The following is a 15,499-nucleotide window of genomic DNA, read 5'->3' on the forward strand; positions in this document are numbered from 1 at the left end:
GTGACCGCGGCCGCCGCGCTGGAGTCGGCACCCGCGCCCGCACCGGCACCGATGGCGACCGCGCCGGCGCCGTCGATCGGCACCGCCCCGGCCAGCGTGAGCAACGCCCCGACGATGTCCAGCGCCCCCGCACCGACGGTAGCCGCACCGGCGGGAGGCGGACCGGTCGGCGGCGGGCCGGGCGCCGGCTTCAGTCCCACGGCCACGGACGGCATCGGCGCGGGCATGTCCGACGCCCTCTACGCGGTCGGACTTTCCGGGCTGGCGGCTCGCGGCAGTGCCAGTAATCGGGCACGTCGTAAGTCGGAAGAGCCGGCGCCCGACGACGTTGACGCACCCGCCGCAGCGGCGCGGCGGCCGCCAGCGGGGCCGCGACGCTGATCGCGGTGACCGCGGCCGCCGCTCCCCCGGCCGCGGCGGCACCCAGGACGGAAACAACCATCGGCGCGAGCACCACCGCCATCTGGATGGCTGCCTGCATGAAGGGCCAGAAGATCATCAGGGTGTGAAAAATCGCCCAGCCCAGGGCGCTGGAAAGCGCCGGCGAGAACCCCAACTGACCGAAGAACGAGGCGAGACCGTTGACGAACGGCACCGGCGGAAACGGCCAGCCACCGGGGTTGAGGTCTTTGGACACCGGCCACGCGAAGTTCTTGGTGTACTGCTGCAGCCACGCGGTGAGCTGGTCCTGCCAGGACGGATAGGTCGGCGTGGCTTGCTGTTGGGTGTCGGCGGCCTGCACGCTCGCGACGCTCGCCTCCGCACCGGGGGTGACGATCGTCGGCGCGGGCGTGGTGGTGGGCACCGCCGCGAGCGCGGACTCGGCGGCCACTTGGTAGGCGGTCATGGTCGTGGCGGCTTGCACCCACATGCGCGCGTAGTCGGCCTCGTTCACGGCAATCGGAATGGTGTTGATGCCGAAGAAGTTCGTCGCCACCAGCGCCGCATGCGTCGCGTGGTTGGCCGCGAGCTCGGGCATCGTCGGCATCGCGGCCAACGCCGTCGTATACGCCACGGCCGCCGTCTCGTGCAGCGCCGCGGCCGTCGCGCTCTTGGCGGAGCCCTCCATCAGCCACGCCAAATAAGGGGCGTGGGCCGCGACGTACTGCTCGGCGGTGGGTCCCTCCCAAGCGCCGCCCTGCGCGGCACCCAGGAGCCCGGTGAGTTCGTCTGCGGCCTCGGCGTATTGGCTGCTCATCGACGACCACGTCGCCGCGGCGGCGAGCATCGGCCCGGGTCCTGGGCCGCTGCTCAGCAGGGTCGAGTGCACCTCAGGCGGGAGAGCGATCCAGATCGGGGCGGTCATCGTCGGGGGTTTTCGGGCAGGAACACGAATACCTCTTCGGTGCATGTCGGGGCTGTTGACGTCCAGTGGTCGGTTCGCCGGACGGATTAGTTCCCGCCGTTTCATTTGGCGTGCTCTTTGCGCCCGGCCCGGGCATGCGCAACGATGCAGGGATGCGGTGTGACGCGGCGCGTGAGGCGCTTTCGGCTCGACTGGACGGCGAGCGTCCCCAGGCGCTGGCGCAGCAGGTCGATGCCCATCTCGAATCGTGCCGGCGTTGCCGCTCCTGGCTCATCGGCGCCGCCGCGCAGACCCGTCGGCTCGCCTCGGTCGAGCCGGTCGACGGGCCCGACCTGGTGTCGCGAATCATGGCCAACATCGGCGAAGAGTCCTCCGGGCACCAGCGCCGGATGCGTTGGCTGCGTTCGCACTACCGGCGGTGGGGCCTGATCGCGGTCGGGCTGTTCCAGGTGGCGATCGCCGCCGCGCAGATCAGCGGTATCGATTTCGGCATGGTGTCGAGCCACATGCACGGCGCGATGTCCGGAGAGCATCTGATGCACGAGTCGACCGCCTGGCTGCTGGCATTGGGCCTGGCGATGGTCGCCGCCGGGGTCTGGCCGGTGACCGCCATTGGCGTGGCTGCGATCACGGGGGTCTATTCGGTCGCGCTGCTGGGCTACGTGATCGTCGACGCGTTCGCCGGCGAGGTCACGGCAACGCGTATCGCCAGCCACATGCCCTTACTCTTGGGCCTTGCGTTCGCGTTGTTGGTGGCGCGGGAACGGGTGAGGTCGGACCGGATGGGCGCCCCGGACGTCGCGGACGAGGCGGCTTGGCCAGCCGAACCCCCCGCCACCCGGCGCCGCGCTCACCTGTGGCCCATCAACCGGTCCGCCGTCGACCCCACCGCAGCTACTACGACAGCCCGTCGTAGACTCACTGAGCCCGCGAAACAAAGGTGGTTCGCCATGAGCGCGTCCAGCGATGACGAGGTCGTTACCGAGCTCGCATTGGCCGCCGCGCGTGGGAATGACCGGGCGCTCGAGGCATTCATCAAGGCCACCCAGCAGGACGTGTGGCGGTTTGTGACCTATCTGTCGGACGCGGGCAGCGCCGACGACCTGACTCAAGAGACCTTCCTGCGCGCGATCGGCGCCATCGAAAGGTTCTCCGGGCGTTCGAGTGCCCGGACGTGGCTGCTTTCCATCGCGCGCCGCGTGGTGGCCGACCACATCCGCCACGTCCAGTCGCGGCCCCGCGCCGCGGTGGGCGCCGACCCCGAGCACGTGATGCGCGGCGATCGCCACGCCCGCGGGTTCGAAGACTTGGTCGAGGTGACGACGATGATCGCGGGCCTCACCGCCGAGCAGCGGGAAGCGCTGTTGCTGACCCAATTGCTGGGCCTGCCCTACGCTGATGCCGCGGCGGTGTGCGGCTGCCCGGTGGGCACCATCCGGTCCCGCGTCGCACGCGCCCGTGACGCGCTGCTGGCCGCAGACGCCGAGCGCGACGACCTGACAGGCTAATTCAGCCGCGTCACCCATTCGGCGGCCTCTTCGACGCTGCCCACCGCCGTCACCCCGGCCGGGAGTGGTGGCCGCGCCACCATCACCACCGGAATGCCCAGCCCCACAGCCGCATCCAGCTTCGCCCGTGTCATCTCCCCACCGCTGTTCTTGGTGACCAGGGCGTCGATGCGATGTTCCCGCATCAGCGCGGCCTCGCCGTCGTAGCGATACGGGCCGCGGGACAGCACCAGCTGGTGCCGGCGCGGCATTAAGGCAGGGTCGGGTTCGGTGACCGCGCGGATCAAGAACCACGCGTCGCTGTCCGCGAAGGCCTTGGTCCCCGAACGTCCGGTGGTGAGAAACACTCGCGAAAACCGCTCTCGCGCAACGGCTTCCGCCGCCTCCGCGTCGGATTCCACGACGATCGCGGAGCCGGGCTCCCAGGCGGGACGGGCCAGCACCAGATGCGGTACCTGCAGCGCGGTGCAGGCCTGGGCCGCGTGCGCCGTCATGGTCGCCGCGAATGGGTGGGTCGCATCGATCACCGCGTCGATGCGCTCGTCGAGCAGCCAGCGCCGAAGCCCGTCGACGCCGCCGAAGCCCCCGATGCGGACGGGGCCGACCGGCAGCGCGGGGTCGGGTACCCGCCCCGCCAGGGAGCTGACGACGTCGATGTCCGGGTGGAGCCTCTTCGCCAGCGCGCGACCTTCGGCCGTGCCGCCGAGGAGCAGCACCCGCATCAGTGCCTGCTCCCCCGCGTGCGCCCGGCCGAGTAGAGATAGCTGTCGGTGAATCCCTCCGCGGCCAGCACATCGCCGACGATGATCACCGCCGTCTTGGTGATGCCGGCCCGGTGAATCTGGTCGGCGAGGTCGCCGAGCGTGCCGCGCAGCGCCACCTCCTGCGGCCAGCTCGCGAAAGCCACGACCGCAGCGGGCGTTTCGGGCCGATAACCGCCTTCGAGGAGCTGCGGGACGATGGCGTCGACCTGGGCCGCCGCCAGGTGCAAGACCAGCGTGGCGCCGGCACGGGCGAGGCTGGCCAGGTCTTCACCGGGCGGCATCGCGGTCGACAACGTGGCGACCCGGCTCAGCGTCACCGTCTGGGCGACGCCGGGGACGGTGAGCTCCCGCTTGAGCGCGGCCGCCGCCGCGGCGAAAGATGGCACGCCGGGCACGATTTCGTAGTCGACGCCCAATGCGTCGAGGCGGCGGCATTGTTCGGCCAGCGCGCTGTAGAGCGACGGGTCGCCCGAATGCAGCCGCGCGACATCGTGGCCGGCCGCGTCGGCGTCGGCGAGTTCGGTGATGATCTGCTCGAGCGTCAGCGGCCCGGTATCGACGATTTTCGCCCCGGGCGGGCACAGCGCCAGCAGGTCGTCGGGCATGATCGACCCCGCGTACAGGCACACCGCGCAGGTCTCGACCAGCCGCTGGCCGCGGACGGTGATCAGGTCGGCGGCGCCGGGACCCGCGCCGATGAAATAGACGGTCATTTCGTCGTCGCCCACTGGGTGACCGGCATCTGCGGTCGCCATCCGGTGAAGCCGCCGAGCGGCTCGCCGTGATAGTGCTGGAAGCGCCGCAGTTGGCCTCCCAAGCGCGAGTACGCCTGCGCCAGGACGGCTTCGGATTCCGCGGTGACCGCGTTGACGACGAGGCGCCCGCCGGCCGGCAGCGCGCCGAGGCAGGCATCGAGCAGGCCGGGTTGGGTGAGGCCGCCGCCGATGAAGATCGCCGACGGCGGCTCGAGTCCGCCGAACGCGTCCGGGGCGTCTCTCCGTACCTCGATCGGGACGCCGAAGGCCGCGGCATTGACTCCGATGTTGCGGCGGCGGTCTTCGTCGCGTTCGAACGCGACTGCGCTGCAACCGCTTCCGGTGAGGCACCATTCGACGCTGATGCTGCCCGAGCCGGCGCCGACATCCCAGAGACGTTCGCCCGGGCGGGGGGCCAGCGCCGCGACTGTGACCGCGCGGATGCCGTGTTTGGTGATCTGCCCGTCGTGGGTGAACGCGTCGTCGGGCAGCGGTGAGAGCCGTTCGTCGGGCAGGTACCGGATTGCGATGACGTTGAGGTCGTCGATGTCATCGGGTGGCTTGGCGGCCCAGTGACGTGCGGTGCCGTCACGGCGCTGTTCGGTTGGGCCGCCAAGGTTTTCCAAAACGGTGAACTCGGAGTCGCCGCGGCCATGCGCGTCCAGGAGTGCGGCGAGCTCTTTCGGCGTAGCGCCGTTTTTCGACAGCACGATCGCTCGGCCGCCGCGGCGTACGGCGGTGTGCGATGGCGCGGTCACGAGGCTGATCACTTCCGTGTCTTGAAAGTTCCAGCCCATCCGAGCGCACGCCAACGTCACCGAGGACACGTGCGGCAGCACCCGGACGTGGTCGGGGCCGTAGAGCCGGATCAACGTGCCCCCGATGCCGTGCAGCAATGGGTCGCCGCTGGCCACCACGTGCACGTCGCCGGAGTGGTCGTCGAGCAACGTCTGCAGCGCGGGCAACATCGGCGAGGGCCACCGCCGACGGGGCGCGGGCACGGTGTCGTCGAGGAGATCGAGTTGCCGCTTCGAGCCGTAGATCGTTGTCGCACTTCGTAATTCATCGCGGGACCGTTGAGCGAGTCCGGCCATGCCGTCGGCGCCGATGCCCACCACGATTATCATCGCGGCATCCTGCGCCACAAAGGCCGCGGCAGCAGCCGCATCACGGCGGCGCCGGGCCCCAGGGCCCACGGGATCCACACGGTGCGCCGGCCCTTGGCCAGTGCGCGCGCCGTTGCTTTGGCCACTTGCACAGGCGTGCTGGACAGCGGCGCGGGATCCATGCCCTGCGTCATGCGCCCGATCACGAAACCCGGCCGGGCGATCAACAGTTTGACCCCGGTGCCATGCAGGGCATCGGCCAGCCCGCTGGCGAAGCCGTCCAGGCCGGCCTTGGCCGAGCCGTAGACGTAGTTGGCCCGGCGCACGCGCGCGCCCGCGATCGAGGAGAACACGACCAGTTGGCCGCTGCCGGCTTCCCGCATCGCGGCCGCCAGGTGGGTGAGCATGCTGACCTGGGCGACGTAGTCGGTGTGTACGACGGCCACCGCGAGGGCGGCGTCCGTCTCGGCGCGGGCCTGATCGCCGAGAATGCCGAAGGCCAGCACCGCGGTGCCGATGGGCCCGTGATCGGCGACGACCGCGGCGACCAGTGGGCCGTGGGAATCCAGGTCGTCGGCGTCGAACTCCCGGGTGTGCACCGCGTTGGCCCCGGCGGCTTGCAACGCGGCGACCTGCTCTTCGAGTTGGTCGGCCCTGCGCGCGGCAAGGACCACCGTCGCCCCCGGCGCCAGGAGCCGCGCCAGCTCGACGCCGATCTCACTGCGCCCGCCCAGGACTAGTACTGGTCCCGCGCCCGTGTCGTCCACGGCTGCGATTATGTCCTGCGCTAGCGTGGGCGGTGATGGCGAATACCACTACCCGGCTGACCGACGATGCTCTGGCGTTTCTGTCCGAGCGGCATCTGGCCATGCTGACCACGCTGCGAGCCGACAATTCGCCGCATGTGGTGGCGGTGGGTTTCACCTTCGATCCAAAGACGCACATCGCGCGGGTCATCACCACCGGCGGCTCGCAGAAGGCGGTGAACGCGGACCGCGGCGGGGTTGCGGTGCTCAGTCAGGTCGACGGCGCGCGGTGGCTGTCGCTGGAGGGCCGGTCCAAGGTCAACAGCGATGTCGACGCCGTGCGGGACGCCGAGCTGCGCTATGCCCAGCGCTATCGGACTCCGCGACCGAATCCGCGGCGGGTGGTCATCGAGGTGCACGTGGAGCGAGTGCTCGGGTCGTCGGGTCTTTTGGACCGGGGCGAGAAGTAGGGCCCGGGTCGCGTCAGTTGGCGGCAGCCGACAGCAATTGACTCGAGTCTCGCAGCCGATCTAGCTTGCGCGCTCTTAACTGTCTTTCCTCTGAGAGTCAAATTCAGTACCCGAGATGTCATCCCAAAACTTAGGTGACACATCTTTTACTCGATCTTCCGGAGCAACAGCGTTTATCTTTTGTTCGAATTCATCGAAAATCCTCTGGGCCTCAGCCAACTCCTCCTCTGTCGGGGGAGTCACGCCCGCCTCCTCGGGGCTTGAAAATGTCTTGCCAGCTATCCTCTCGCTCACTTTCGATCTCCTGTCCCTGCTTGCATTGTTTCGATACTTTCGGACCTAGCGTTCAACCATGCGGATGACTGTTCGCCCGGTTAGGGCGTCAAATATCTTACTGACGACGTAGAACTTGGTTCCAGCAGGAAACAGAACTTCGTGCTCACCAGGTAATACTGAGAAGGATGAGATATCTCGTCCTGTTTTTGAAAGAATCCTGAACTCTACATTCCCACCGAACGTTGGCGACCGTGCCACACCTGTGTGGGTGGAAGTGCTTAGGAAAGCGTGCTCTGTGACGACCTCGCCTGGCCGGTAGCGCGCAAGCACCTCGGGCGGCAAATTGGTCCCTCGAATTACTGGGCCTCGATACGGAGGCAGCTTAGCCAATGCATTTTGTAGTGCCTGCACACGAGCCTGCTGAGACGCGTCCATTAAACCGCTCCTTAACGCGTTATTCAGGTCGTGGTAGCCGGGCCCAGTGTAGTCGGCAAACGCCCCTAAATCATCCGGGCCCAAATGGTCACCAAGGTTTCCTGGGAATCCGTCGGCGGCCGAGTTGGGGTGCTGGACGCTCGGCGGACCGCCGTCGCCACGACCGTGGGAGCTGTCATCGAGCGGTGGCCTAGGCCTGCCAGCAGGACCACCTTCGCCAGCCCCCCGCGGACCGCCTGCCGATACCGGCAATTCAGACTCGGGACCTGCCTGAGGCCCACGTGCGGCGGACTTGACCGCCGCACCGGCTTGCGGGGGCTGCACGGCGATAGGCACGGGCTCGACCGGAGAGCGACTGGATGGTTCCGGCCCAAGCGGCGGTGCATGTTCAGCCCTTTGGGGGTTCGTTGACAGCGCTTTCTCGCCCATGGCAGGTCCTGCCGAATCGGCGGGTGTGCCGGCTGCGGGCCCGGAAACCGGTTCATGTGCAGGTTCCATCGGAAGCAGTGCCGGTTCACGGGGACCGATTCCTGACGGTGGCTCATGCGGGGCTGCCGCCGTTACCGATGCAGGCGTTGGCGGACGCTCCATAGACGCTAGTGCGGGGTCATGTGGAATGACTGGCGCAGCAGGCTCATGTGGACCACTCAAAGGCGCAGGTTCATGCGGACCTCTCACCGGTCCCGGAGCGTGCGACGTCTCTACATGAACGGACATAGGTTGATGCGGACCTAAAGCAGCCGGAGCCTCGGCAGACGGCGGCGGCTCGTGGGGGACAACACCCATCGATGCGGGTGCAGCCGGTGGAGCCGTGGCGGGATCGTGTGACCACCCCTTCGCCGGCCCTGGCGCCGGCTCATGCAGGCCGGCCCTCGGTTCCGGCGCAGCAGTTCGTACGTCAGGCAAAGCCGGCGCGTCCTCAGCCGGCCGCGGCGTCGCCTCGACGGGCGCCTCGAGTGGCTTTCCGGACGGAAGACCGACAGGAGTACCACCCGTCGGCGGTTTGATTTCCGGCAGATCTCCGGCGGCACGTTCGAGGTTCTTGGTCACGTCGCCGCCGGCCTTGGTGATGTCGGTCAGCGCGCCGCGCGCTCCCGCCGTGCCTTCCCCACCGGCACGCCCAGCAGCTTCACCCGCGGCTTGCGTCTCCTCCTCTGCGCCACGTGCGGCGGCTCCCGCCCCATCGGCCGCCGCGCCTGCCTCACCGAGGACCGGGGCGATCAGCGTGGCGGCGTCGAGTGCGACTTCACCGGCGCCCAATCCCGGCCGGGCCCTACTCCAATCGTCCGCGTGCGCAAGGCCTTTCAGCTCTTGCAGCCTCGCTTCCGCGAATTCGTGCGGATTGACCGCGGCATTGATCAAACTTTCTTTCCAGGCGTTTTTCACCAAGCCCGTCCAGGTGCGGGCCGCACCCTGGGGATCGGCGGCGATCCAATGCGGGCTTAGGTCGACGAGGCCCAGCCCCATGCCGACCGCACCTTTGAGGACGCCCTCATGGGCATTGATCCAGGTGTCGGCCACCGTCGCGACGGCGTTACCGACGTCGTCTCCTAGGAATCTGACCAGCCCGCGGCGGGCGTACTTCTCGCAGGTGGTGACCAAGCGATCGGCCGCTTGCACGACGAATTTGATCGCGTCCTCACAGGCCCTGGCTTCCTGCCCAAGGTGCTGCAGCACGGCGTTGATGTCCTTGACGATCTGCTTGATCTCATCCCACGCGTCACCGTCGACGATGAGCATGACGTCGTGGCCAAGGTCGCCCAGGGACTCGATCCGACGCAACAGATCCCGGATCGCGGTCTGGGCGTGGTCGACCTTATTTGCGAACGTGTCGACGGTTTCGGCCAACGCGCCGCACAGCCCGCCGATAGTGGCTGCCGAGGAGCCGATGTCGGTCAGAGCGTTGTCGATCATCTCGCGTTCAGGAATGTGTTGGCCGTCGAACAGGGTCTTCGACCCGTCGAGAGTTCCCTTCACACCGTTGGCCGCGGCACCGAAGGCTCGCCAACAAGATGCAGCCGCACGCAGACCCGCGACATCACCGTCGGGCCAAACCTCGAGGACAAAGGATTGCACGAGTGACCACAGCGGTGGGGGCGGCTGGCCGGGCCCCCACGTCCCGGGCGGCCCGGGCGCGGCAAGCTCGGCCGACGGCGACGGTGGCTTCAATGCTCCGCGTCCGCCGCCCAGCGTCGAAGCCGCGTCGACGTTGGAGTAATTGGACGCGCCTTGCTGGATGACGGCCCCGCTTCTCCGGCAGGCGTTGACGGCCGCAGCGGCCGCCTTCAGCACCGACTCGGCCTTCTCCTGATACGTCAGGCCGAAGATCTCGCCGGCTCGGTCAACACCGGTGTGGGCCGAAAAGCCGGCCGTCAGTATCGACAGGCTGGCCGCCAGAGCGTCGCCAGTGGCTGCCACCGCGCTACCCGCGGCGTACAGCGCCTCGGGATCGACCGTTAACGGAGCCACGCGAGAATCCTCGTCGAGACCGCGCGCAGACGCTATTCACCCAATGCTGGCTTTTGCCAAGCTAGCCGCGGCCGTCTAGCAGCCACAACTCATTCATTAACAGCCCGAGCAGCCAGCGTGATGCGGTGCCGTCCCACCGGCACCGCCAAGGCCCCATCGGCCGGCTCACCGTCCAGTTGGACGCTAACCCCGGCAGGCAGCCCGCTCAACGTGACCCGCGCGGCGGTGTCTGTGGCCACCGTGATGGTCGACACCGGTAACGCGGCCAGCCCGGCCCGCTGGACGTCCACCGTGATGCCGGCGACGCCAGTGAGCCGCAACGTCAGATATGGCAGCGGACCCACGGGCAGGCCTACCCGCCAGTCCAATTCGCTGTAGACGCCCGGTGTGGGGTCGAAGTTCAGGATGAACCCGCGATGATGCCGAACGGTGTGTGTCGGGTCCGGGCGCGCATAGGAACGCGCGTCGACTTCGGCGATGGCCCCGCGCCGCGCCGTCACCGCGGGATCCGCGGTCAGGCCCGACAGCCACCACACCTGGTGCGGCCCGATGCCCAGGTCGTCGCGCACCAATTGCGGATGCCAGGCGAACGTGATGTGGCCCGGATCAGCTTGTCGCAGGCCGGTTTCCATATGGGCGATTGGGTCTTCGAACTTGTCTTGCAGCACCCAGGCGAGGTGATCCTCGAACGGATACACCGTGAAGCGATGGCGGTAGCCCAGCCGGTCGAGTTCGAGCACCTGCTCGGCCGCCGACGGGAACGGCACCAACTCGTCGACCAACCCGTGTGCGATGACATAGGGCAGCCAGCGGGCGTTCACCAGCAGCTTCCACGTATCGCCCTCGCGGGCACAGGGCGAGTGTGGGTCGAGGTCGGCCGGGATGTCGACGTCGGGAAGCAGGCGCACCCCGCAGGTCGGCGGGCCCGCGAGCACGACGGCCTGCGAAAACACTTGCGGGTAGGTCAATCCCAGCTTGTAGGCCGCGTAGCCGCCCATCGAGTATCCGGAGATCACCGTGCGATTGGGATCGGTGCCCAGCTGTTCGGCGACGCGCGCCCACACCTCCCAGACATCGAGTTCTCCGGTGTCGAAGTACCACGTCGACGGGCCGCGAGCCAGCGGCGTGATCACCACCGAGTCGCGGCCCTCGCACACTTGGTGCAGCAGGCGGGGGTCGATCGCGGCGAACTGGCTCTGCCCCAACGCCAGCGAATGCAGCAGCAGGGTCAACGGCAGCGTCCGGCCCGGCTTGAAACTCGATGGCAGGCACACCGAATACGGCTGCACCCGACCGAGGAATTGCGGCTTGGTGCTCAAAATGTCGTCGGTGGCGACACCCTGGCCCAGCTCGATCGAGGACACGTACCAGCGCGTCGACGGACCGGTGATCACCGGCTCGGGCTCGGTCTCGCCGGCGGCCAACCGATCCCACTCCACGGTCAGGGCGAACTTCGACACGTCGCCTCGCGTCAAGGCATCGGCCTGGGCGGCGTCCGACCAGAAGTTCAGGTGCGGCGTCTCCTGCTCGGCTGTGCGGAAGGCGACGTTGTAGACGTTGGGTTGCCCGGGCAGCGCGCCGCGCTCGGCCGGCACGTCGGCGAACCCGTCGCCCGCCGCGTTGGCCAACCCCGCCGCCAGCCGCACCGTCCAGCTGCCGGCCGGCTCCAGCAGGGTCCGGGGCACTTGGGCCAGAAACGATCTCGATTCCATGTCGACGGTGTGCTGCACGGGCGTCGTGGACCGGGTGCTGAGGTCGATCAGCGTGGCTCCGCCGCCGGAAACCAGCAGGGCCATGTCGATTCCCGGCGAGCGCACCCCGGCCCCGGCGGGCCACTGCTCCGGCGCGCTGCGGGCGGGTCCGGTGTCGAAGGTGAACAGGGCGATGGGGACCGACGCGTCCACCAGTGTGTTCCAGTCGATCCGCCACCAGGTGTCGGTCGCGGTGAGCCCCACCGCCACACGGAAGATGTCGGCGCCGTTGCGGGCCGCCGGGCCGTCGGGATAGATGTAGGTGCCGCGCGGCGGCGCCTGCACTTTCAGGTCGCCGATTGGCAGGCCGGTCGCGCCGTGGTCGTCGTACAGGAAGTCGGTCCAAAACAGGGCGCCGCCGGCCAAGCGGCCTGCGCCACACGTGCGGGGAAACTCTTCCCCGAACGGCCATCCCGACGGGACCGGTAGTCGCGGCTCTGGGCGCAGCGCCGCCGGGGGCACCCCCTCGGGCATGCCGTCGACCACGATGAGCTCGGCCGGTGGTGCGGGTGCCGCCGCGGCGGGATGCAACAGCGTGTCGGCGATGTGGCGTGCGATTCGGATTGGGAGCAGCGTCAAATCCAGAAGTGACATCAAGCCCCAACGTACGCGCCGGTCGGCCCCGGCTGCTATGGCACGGGCACCACGATGAGCTCGTGTGGCCGGTTGTTGACGGACATGGCGCCGTCTTCGGTCACGACGACGATGTCCTCGACGCGGGCGCCCCACCGACCCGGGAAATAAATACCCGGCTCGATCGAGAAGGCCATGCCCGCGGCCAGCGGCAGGTCGTTGCCGGCGACGATGTAGGGCTCCTCGTGCACGGATAGCCCAATCCCGTGGCCAGTGCGGTGCACGAACACCTCCGCGAGTCCGGCCGCCGCCAGCACATCGCGCGCGGCCGCGTCGACCTGTTCGGCCGTCACGCCCGGGCGCACCGCGTCCACGGCCGCCTGTTGCGCCTGCTGCAGCACGGAATACTGCTGTGCCACTTCCAGTTTCGGTTCGCCAATGCTGTAGGTGCGCGTCGAGTCGGAGTGGTACCCGGGCTCGTAGGCGCCGCCGATGTCGACGACGACGATGTCACCCACCTGGAGTTCGCGGTCCGAGTAGCCGTGGTGTGGGTCGGCGCTGTGCGGCCCGGAACCGACGATGATGAATGCCACTTCCGAATGCCCTTCGGCGACAATCGCTTCCGCGATGTCGGCGGCCACGTCGGCCTCGGTCCGGCCAGGGACCAGAAACTCCGGCACCCGCGCGTGCACGCGATCGATCGCCGCGCCGGCTTTGCGCAGCGCGTCGATCTCGCACTCCTCCTTGACCATCCGTAACCCCCGCATCACGTCGGTGGCCAGGACCGGCAGTACGCCCAGGACGGCGGCCAGCGGCAGCAGATGCAGGGCCGGCATGGAATCGGTGACGGCGGTCGCGGACGGGGCACCGCCCATCGCGGCGCCCACCAATTGGTAAGGGTCGTCACCGTCGACCCAATCCCGCACCGCGAGTCCCAGTTCCGCGATCGCCGACCCTTTGAGCGAGGCCAGCTCCAGTCGCGGCACCACCACCGTCGGGTCGCCGGACGCCGGCAGTACCAGCGCGGTGAACCGCTCGAGCGTCTGGGCGCGCGACCCCACCAGGTAGCGCAGGTCGTACCCGGGGGTGATCACCAGGCCGGAGAGCCCCGCGTCGGCGGTCGCGGCGGCCGCCGCCGCCAGCCGGTGGGCATACACCCCGGCGTCGAACCGATGAGATTCCATGGCAGCCAGGCTAACCGGTCCGACGAACGCCGACTTGGTGCGCCGATTACGTTGGGTGGTCGACGAGCAGCCGACGCTCGGCCGCGTGAGACGATAACCCGCATGCCCGCGGCCCCACGTACAAGCGGCGACCCGCCGCGCTCGCGCTCGCCGCTATTGCTGCTCGACGGGGCCAGCATGTGGTTCCGGTCGTACTTCGGGGTGCCGTCATCGATCACCTCCCCCGACGGCCGGCCCGTCAACGCCGTCCGCGGATTCATCGACTCGATGGCCGTCGTGATCAGCCAGCAGCGCCCCAGCCGGCTCGTGGTGTGCCTGGACCTGGACTGGCGGCCGCAGTTCCGGGTGGACCTCGTCCCGTCGTACAAGGCGCATCGCGTCGCGGAACCCGAGCCCGAGGGCGAACCCGACATCGAGGAAGTCCCCGACGACCTGACGCCGCAGATCGACATGATCATGGAGCTACTGGACGCCTTCGGCATCCCGACGGCGGGCGCCGAAGGGTTCGAGGCCGACGATGTGCTCGGCACGTTGGCCGCGCGCGAACGCCGTGACCCCGTGGTGGTGGTCAGCGGCGACCGCGACCTGCTGCAGGTGGTGTCCGACGATCCGGTGCCGGTACGAGTGCTCTATCTGGGCCGCGGGCTGAGCAAAGCCACCCTGTTCGGGCCTTCGGAGGTCGCCGAACACTACGGCGTGCCTAAGCATCGGGCGGGCTCCGCCTACGCCGAGTTCGCGCTGATGCGGGGCGATCCGTCCGATGGCCTGCCGGGCGTCCCGGGTGTCGGGGAGAAGACGGCCGCCACCCTGCTGGCCCAGCACGGGTCGCTGGACCAGATCCTGGCGGCCGCCCGCGACCCGAAATCGAAGATGGCCAAGGGTCTGCGCTCGAAACTGCTGGGCGCGACCGACTACATCGAGGCCGCGGAACAAGTCGTGCGGGTGGCCACCGACGCGCCCGTCAGCCTGTCGACCCAGACCGACGCGCTGCCGCTGGCCGCCGACGACCCGCACCGCACCGCAAAACTGGCGACCGAACTGGGCGTCGGGTCGTCGATAGCGCGGTTGCAGAAAGCGCTCGACGCGCTGCCGCAGTGACCGGCTACTGCGGGCGGCCTACTTCGTAGGTGCCCTTGTTGTCCTGGAAGGTCACGGTCACGTGCTTGGGGGCACCGTCGATGCTGACGTCGCAGTCGAACGTCGCGCCCTTCTTGACGGTCGGGTTCTGGCCGTGGTTGCACTTCACGTTTTGGACGTTCTTGGCGCCGTAGCCGTTGGTCTCGTCGGAAAGGACCTGCTGCACACCGGCCTGCGCCTTATTGACGTCCAGCTTGGTGGTGACGAAGAACCCGGGCTGCCAGAAGCCGAGCACCAGCACGACCGCGATGAGCAAGAAGGCGATCACCCCGCCCACGCCGGCGATCAGGGCAACCGACCGCTTCTTGGGTGGTTGCTGCTCGTAGGGCGGGTATTGCTGCGGGTACTGGCCGGGCTGACCGTACTGGCCGGGCTGGCCGTACTGGCCCGGCTGGCCGTATTGCCCCGGCTGACCGTACTGGCCCGGCTGGCCGTATTGCCCCGGCTGACCGTACTGGCCTGGCTGCGCGTATTGCCCGGGCTGTCCGTAGCCCGGCTGCTGCGGGTATTGCTGCGGATAGGCCTGTTCGGCCGGCTGCTGGTACTGCGGGTACTCGGCAGGCGGCGTGTAAGCCGGGGCCTGCCAGGTCGCCTCCTGGCCCGGCTGCTGCTGCCATGGCGAACCGACCTGGGTCGGTTCGGAGGACTGATCGCTACCTTGGCCGGGCGGTTGCCACTGCTGCTCCGGTCCCTGCGGTCCGCTCATCGTCTCTCCTCAGCCCCTTAGTGTCTTGGCACGCACTCTCGGCGTTGTGATTGATGGATCTACGGTAGCTTCGGCACAGCCTACCCGGCGTCAACAGCGACGACGCCGCGCCGAACGTCATTGATGGCGCGCTTGGCCGTGGCACGCAACTCAGGATCCGGGGCGGCATTGCGGACCTGGTCCAACAGATCCAGCACCTGCCGGCACCAGCGCACGAAATCCCCCGCCAGCAGCGGCGAGCCGGGAACCCGACGACGGCTTCGTCAACGTCATTTACCGCTGGGCCAAGACGGGAGACCTGGCCGGCGCCCTG

The 15,499-nt window shown here is 68.6% G+C and carries 12 protein-coding genes and 3 pseudogenes; 4 read left to right on the forward strand and 11 right to left on the reverse strand.

Going from position 1 to position 15,499, the window contains the following annotated elements; genetic code table 11:
* Positions 1-1,306, reverse strand: a pseudogene (locus A5681_RS09465) (PPE family protein); the annotation flags it as partial.
* A 152-nt stretch (positions 1,307-1,458) separates the two neighbouring features.
* Here A5681_RS09465 and A5681_RS27645 point away from each other — a divergent pair.
* Together A5681_RS27645 and sigC are read left to right on the forward strand one after the other, a co-directional pair.
* Positions 1,459-2,091: pseudogene (locus tag A5681_RS27645) on the forward strand (DUF2275 domain-containing protein); the annotation flags it as partial.
* A 165-nt stretch (positions 2,092-2,256) separates the two neighbouring features.
* Positions 2,257-2,814 carry an RNA polymerase sigma factor SigC gene (sigC, locus tag A5681_RS27650; RefSeq protein WP_231996267.1) on the forward strand — a complete coding sequence of 186 codons (558 nt, stop codon included), beginning with the start codon at positions 2,257-2,259 and terminating at the stop codon, positions 2,812-2,814.
* Here the strand turns inward: sigC and A5681_RS09475 are convergent.
* Genes A5681_RS09475 through A5681_RS09490 form a run of 4 tightly spaced genes read right to left on the reverse strand, consistent with a single transcriptional unit; the run spans position 2,811 to position 6,206 of the window.
* A complete protein-coding gene (locus A5681_RS09475) occupies positions 2,811-3,536 on the reverse strand; it encodes a cobalt-precorrin-6A reductase (RefSeq protein ID WP_067272752.1) in 726 nt (241 codons plus the stop codon). The two genes, sigC and A5681_RS09475, sit on opposite strands and share 4 nt — an antisense overlap.
* On the reverse strand, positions 3,536-4,291 hold the full coding sequence (gene cobM / locus A5681_RS09480) for a precorrin-4 C(11)-methyltransferase (protein WP_067272784.1): 756 nt from the start codon (positions 4,289-4,291) through the stop codon (positions 3,536-3,538). Before cobM ends, A5681_RS09475 begins: the two co-directional genes overlap by 1 nt.
* Complete coding sequence (locus tag A5681_RS09485) at positions 4,288-5,460, reverse strand: bifunctional cobalt-precorrin-7 (C(5))-methyltransferase/cobalt-precorrin-6B (C(15))-methyltransferase (protein WP_067272787.1); 1,173 nt, start codon at positions 5,458-5,460, stop codon at positions 4,288-4,290. The genes cobM and A5681_RS09485 overlap by 4 nt, the downstream gene beginning before the upstream one ends.
* Positions 5,457-6,206, reverse strand: coding sequence for an SDR family NAD(P)-dependent oxidoreductase (locus A5681_RS09490; RefSeq protein ID WP_067272755.1), 750 nt, complete (start codon positions 6,204-6,206; stop codon positions 5,457-5,459). Before A5681_RS09490 ends, A5681_RS09485 begins: the two co-directional genes overlap by 4 nt.
* A gap of 35 nt (positions 6,207-6,241) precedes the next feature.
* On the opposite strand from A5681_RS09490, the gene A5681_RS09495 reads away from it, so the two are divergent.
* On the forward strand, positions 6,242-6,655 hold the full coding sequence (locus A5681_RS09495) for a F420-dependent biliverdin reductase (protein WP_067272758.1): 414 nt from the start codon (positions 6,242-6,244) through the stop codon (positions 6,653-6,655).
* A gap of 75 nt (positions 6,656-6,730) precedes the next feature.
* On the opposite strand, the gene A5681_RS26440 is transcribed toward A5681_RS09495, so the two are convergent.
* The 4 genes from A5681_RS26440 to A5681_RS09515 form a co-directional block, all read right to left on the reverse strand.
* Complete coding sequence (locus tag A5681_RS26440; RefSeq protein ID WP_082968283.1) at positions 6,731-6,949, reverse strand: hypothetical protein; 219 nt, start codon at positions 6,947-6,949, stop codon at positions 6,731-6,733.
* A 45-nt stretch (positions 6,950-6,994) separates the two neighbouring features.
* Positions 6,995-9,784 (reverse strand): ADP-ribosyltransferase domain-containing protein, encoded by a 2,790-nt coding sequence (locus A5681_RS27655; protein WP_231996266.1) that lies wholly within the window; start codon positions 9,782-9,784, stop codon positions 6,995-6,997.
* A gap of 140 nt (positions 9,785-9,924) precedes the next feature.
* Positions 9,925-12,180: an alpha/beta hydrolase-fold protein gene (locus A5681_RS09510; RefSeq protein WP_067272767.1), complete on the reverse strand. Its 2,256-nt coding sequence runs from the start codon at positions 12,178-12,180 to the stop codon at positions 9,925-9,927.
* Positions 12,181-12,215: 35 nt separating this feature from the next.
* Positions 12,216-13,343 (reverse strand): M24 family metallopeptidase, encoded by a 1,128-nt coding sequence (locus A5681_RS09515; RefSeq protein WP_067272770.1) that lies wholly within the window; start codon positions 13,341-13,343, stop codon positions 12,216-12,218.
* Between the two features lie 102 nt (positions 13,344-13,445).
* Between A5681_RS09515 and A5681_RS09520 the strand changes: the two genes are divergently transcribed.
* Positions 13,446-14,441, forward strand: coding sequence for a 5'-3' exonuclease (locus tag A5681_RS09520; protein WP_067272774.1), 996 nt, complete (start codon positions 13,446-13,448; stop codon positions 14,439-14,441).
* Between the two features lie 4 nt (positions 14,442-14,445).
* On the opposite strand, the gene A5681_RS09525 is transcribed toward A5681_RS09520, so the two are convergent.
* Together A5681_RS09525 and A5681_RS26450 are read right to left on the reverse strand one after the other, a co-directional pair.
* Positions 14,446-15,186 carry a DUF4333 domain-containing protein gene (locus A5681_RS09525; RefSeq protein WP_067272777.1) on the reverse strand — a complete coding sequence of 247 codons (741 nt, stop codon included), beginning with the start codon at positions 15,184-15,186 and terminating at the stop codon, positions 14,446-14,448.
* A gap of 80 nt (positions 15,187-15,266) precedes the next feature.
* Positions 15,267-15,428, reverse strand: a pseudogene (locus A5681_RS26450) (hypothetical protein); the annotation flags it as partial.
* Positions 15,429-15,499: the final 71 nt, after the last annotated feature.

This window comes from Mycobacterium scrofulaceum (assembly GCF_001667885.1).
GTDB lineage: Bacteria > Actinomycetota > Actinomycetes > Mycobacteriales > Mycobacteriaceae > Mycobacterium > Mycobacterium scrofulaceum_C.

What these genes read in the sequence shown, in the direction of transcription:
- sigC (WP_231996267.1), top strand. Translation starts at nt 2,257, where the DNA reads ATGAGCGCGTCCAGCGATGACGAGGTCGTTACCGAGCTCGCATTGGCC.
- A5681_RS09475 (WP_067272752.1), bottom strand. Translation starts at nt 3,536, where the DNA reads ATGCGGGTGCTGCTCCTCGGCGGCACGGCCGAAGGTCGCGCGCTGGCG.
- cobM (WP_067272784.1), bottom strand. Translation starts at nt 4,291, where the DNA reads ATGACCGTCTATTTCATCGGCGCGGGTCCCGGCGCCGCCGACCTGATC.
- A5681_RS09485 (WP_067272787.1), bottom strand. Translation starts at nt 5,460, where the DNA reads ATGATAATCGTGGTGGGCATCGGCGCCGACGGCATGGCCGGACTCGCT.
- A5681_RS09495 (WP_067272758.1), top strand. Translation starts at nt 6,242, where the DNA reads ATGGCGAATACCACTACCCGGCTGACCGACGATGCTCTGGCGTTTCTG.
- A5681_RS09510 (WP_067272767.1), bottom strand. Translation starts at nt 12,180, where the DNA reads ATGTCACTTCTGGATTTGACGCTGCTCCCAATCCGAATCGCACGCCAC.
- A5681_RS09515 (WP_067272770.1), bottom strand. Translation starts at nt 13,343, where the DNA reads ATGGAATCTCATCGGTTCGACGCCGGGGTGTATGCCCACCGGCTGGCG.
- A5681_RS09520 (WP_067272774.1), top strand. Translation starts at nt 13,446, where the DNA reads ATGCCCGCGGCCCCACGTACAAGCGGCGACCCGCCGCGCTCGCGCTCG.
- A5681_RS09525 (WP_067272777.1), bottom strand. Translation starts at nt 15,186, where the DNA reads ATGAGCGGACCGCAGGGACCGGAGCAGCAGTGGCAACCGCCCGGCCAA.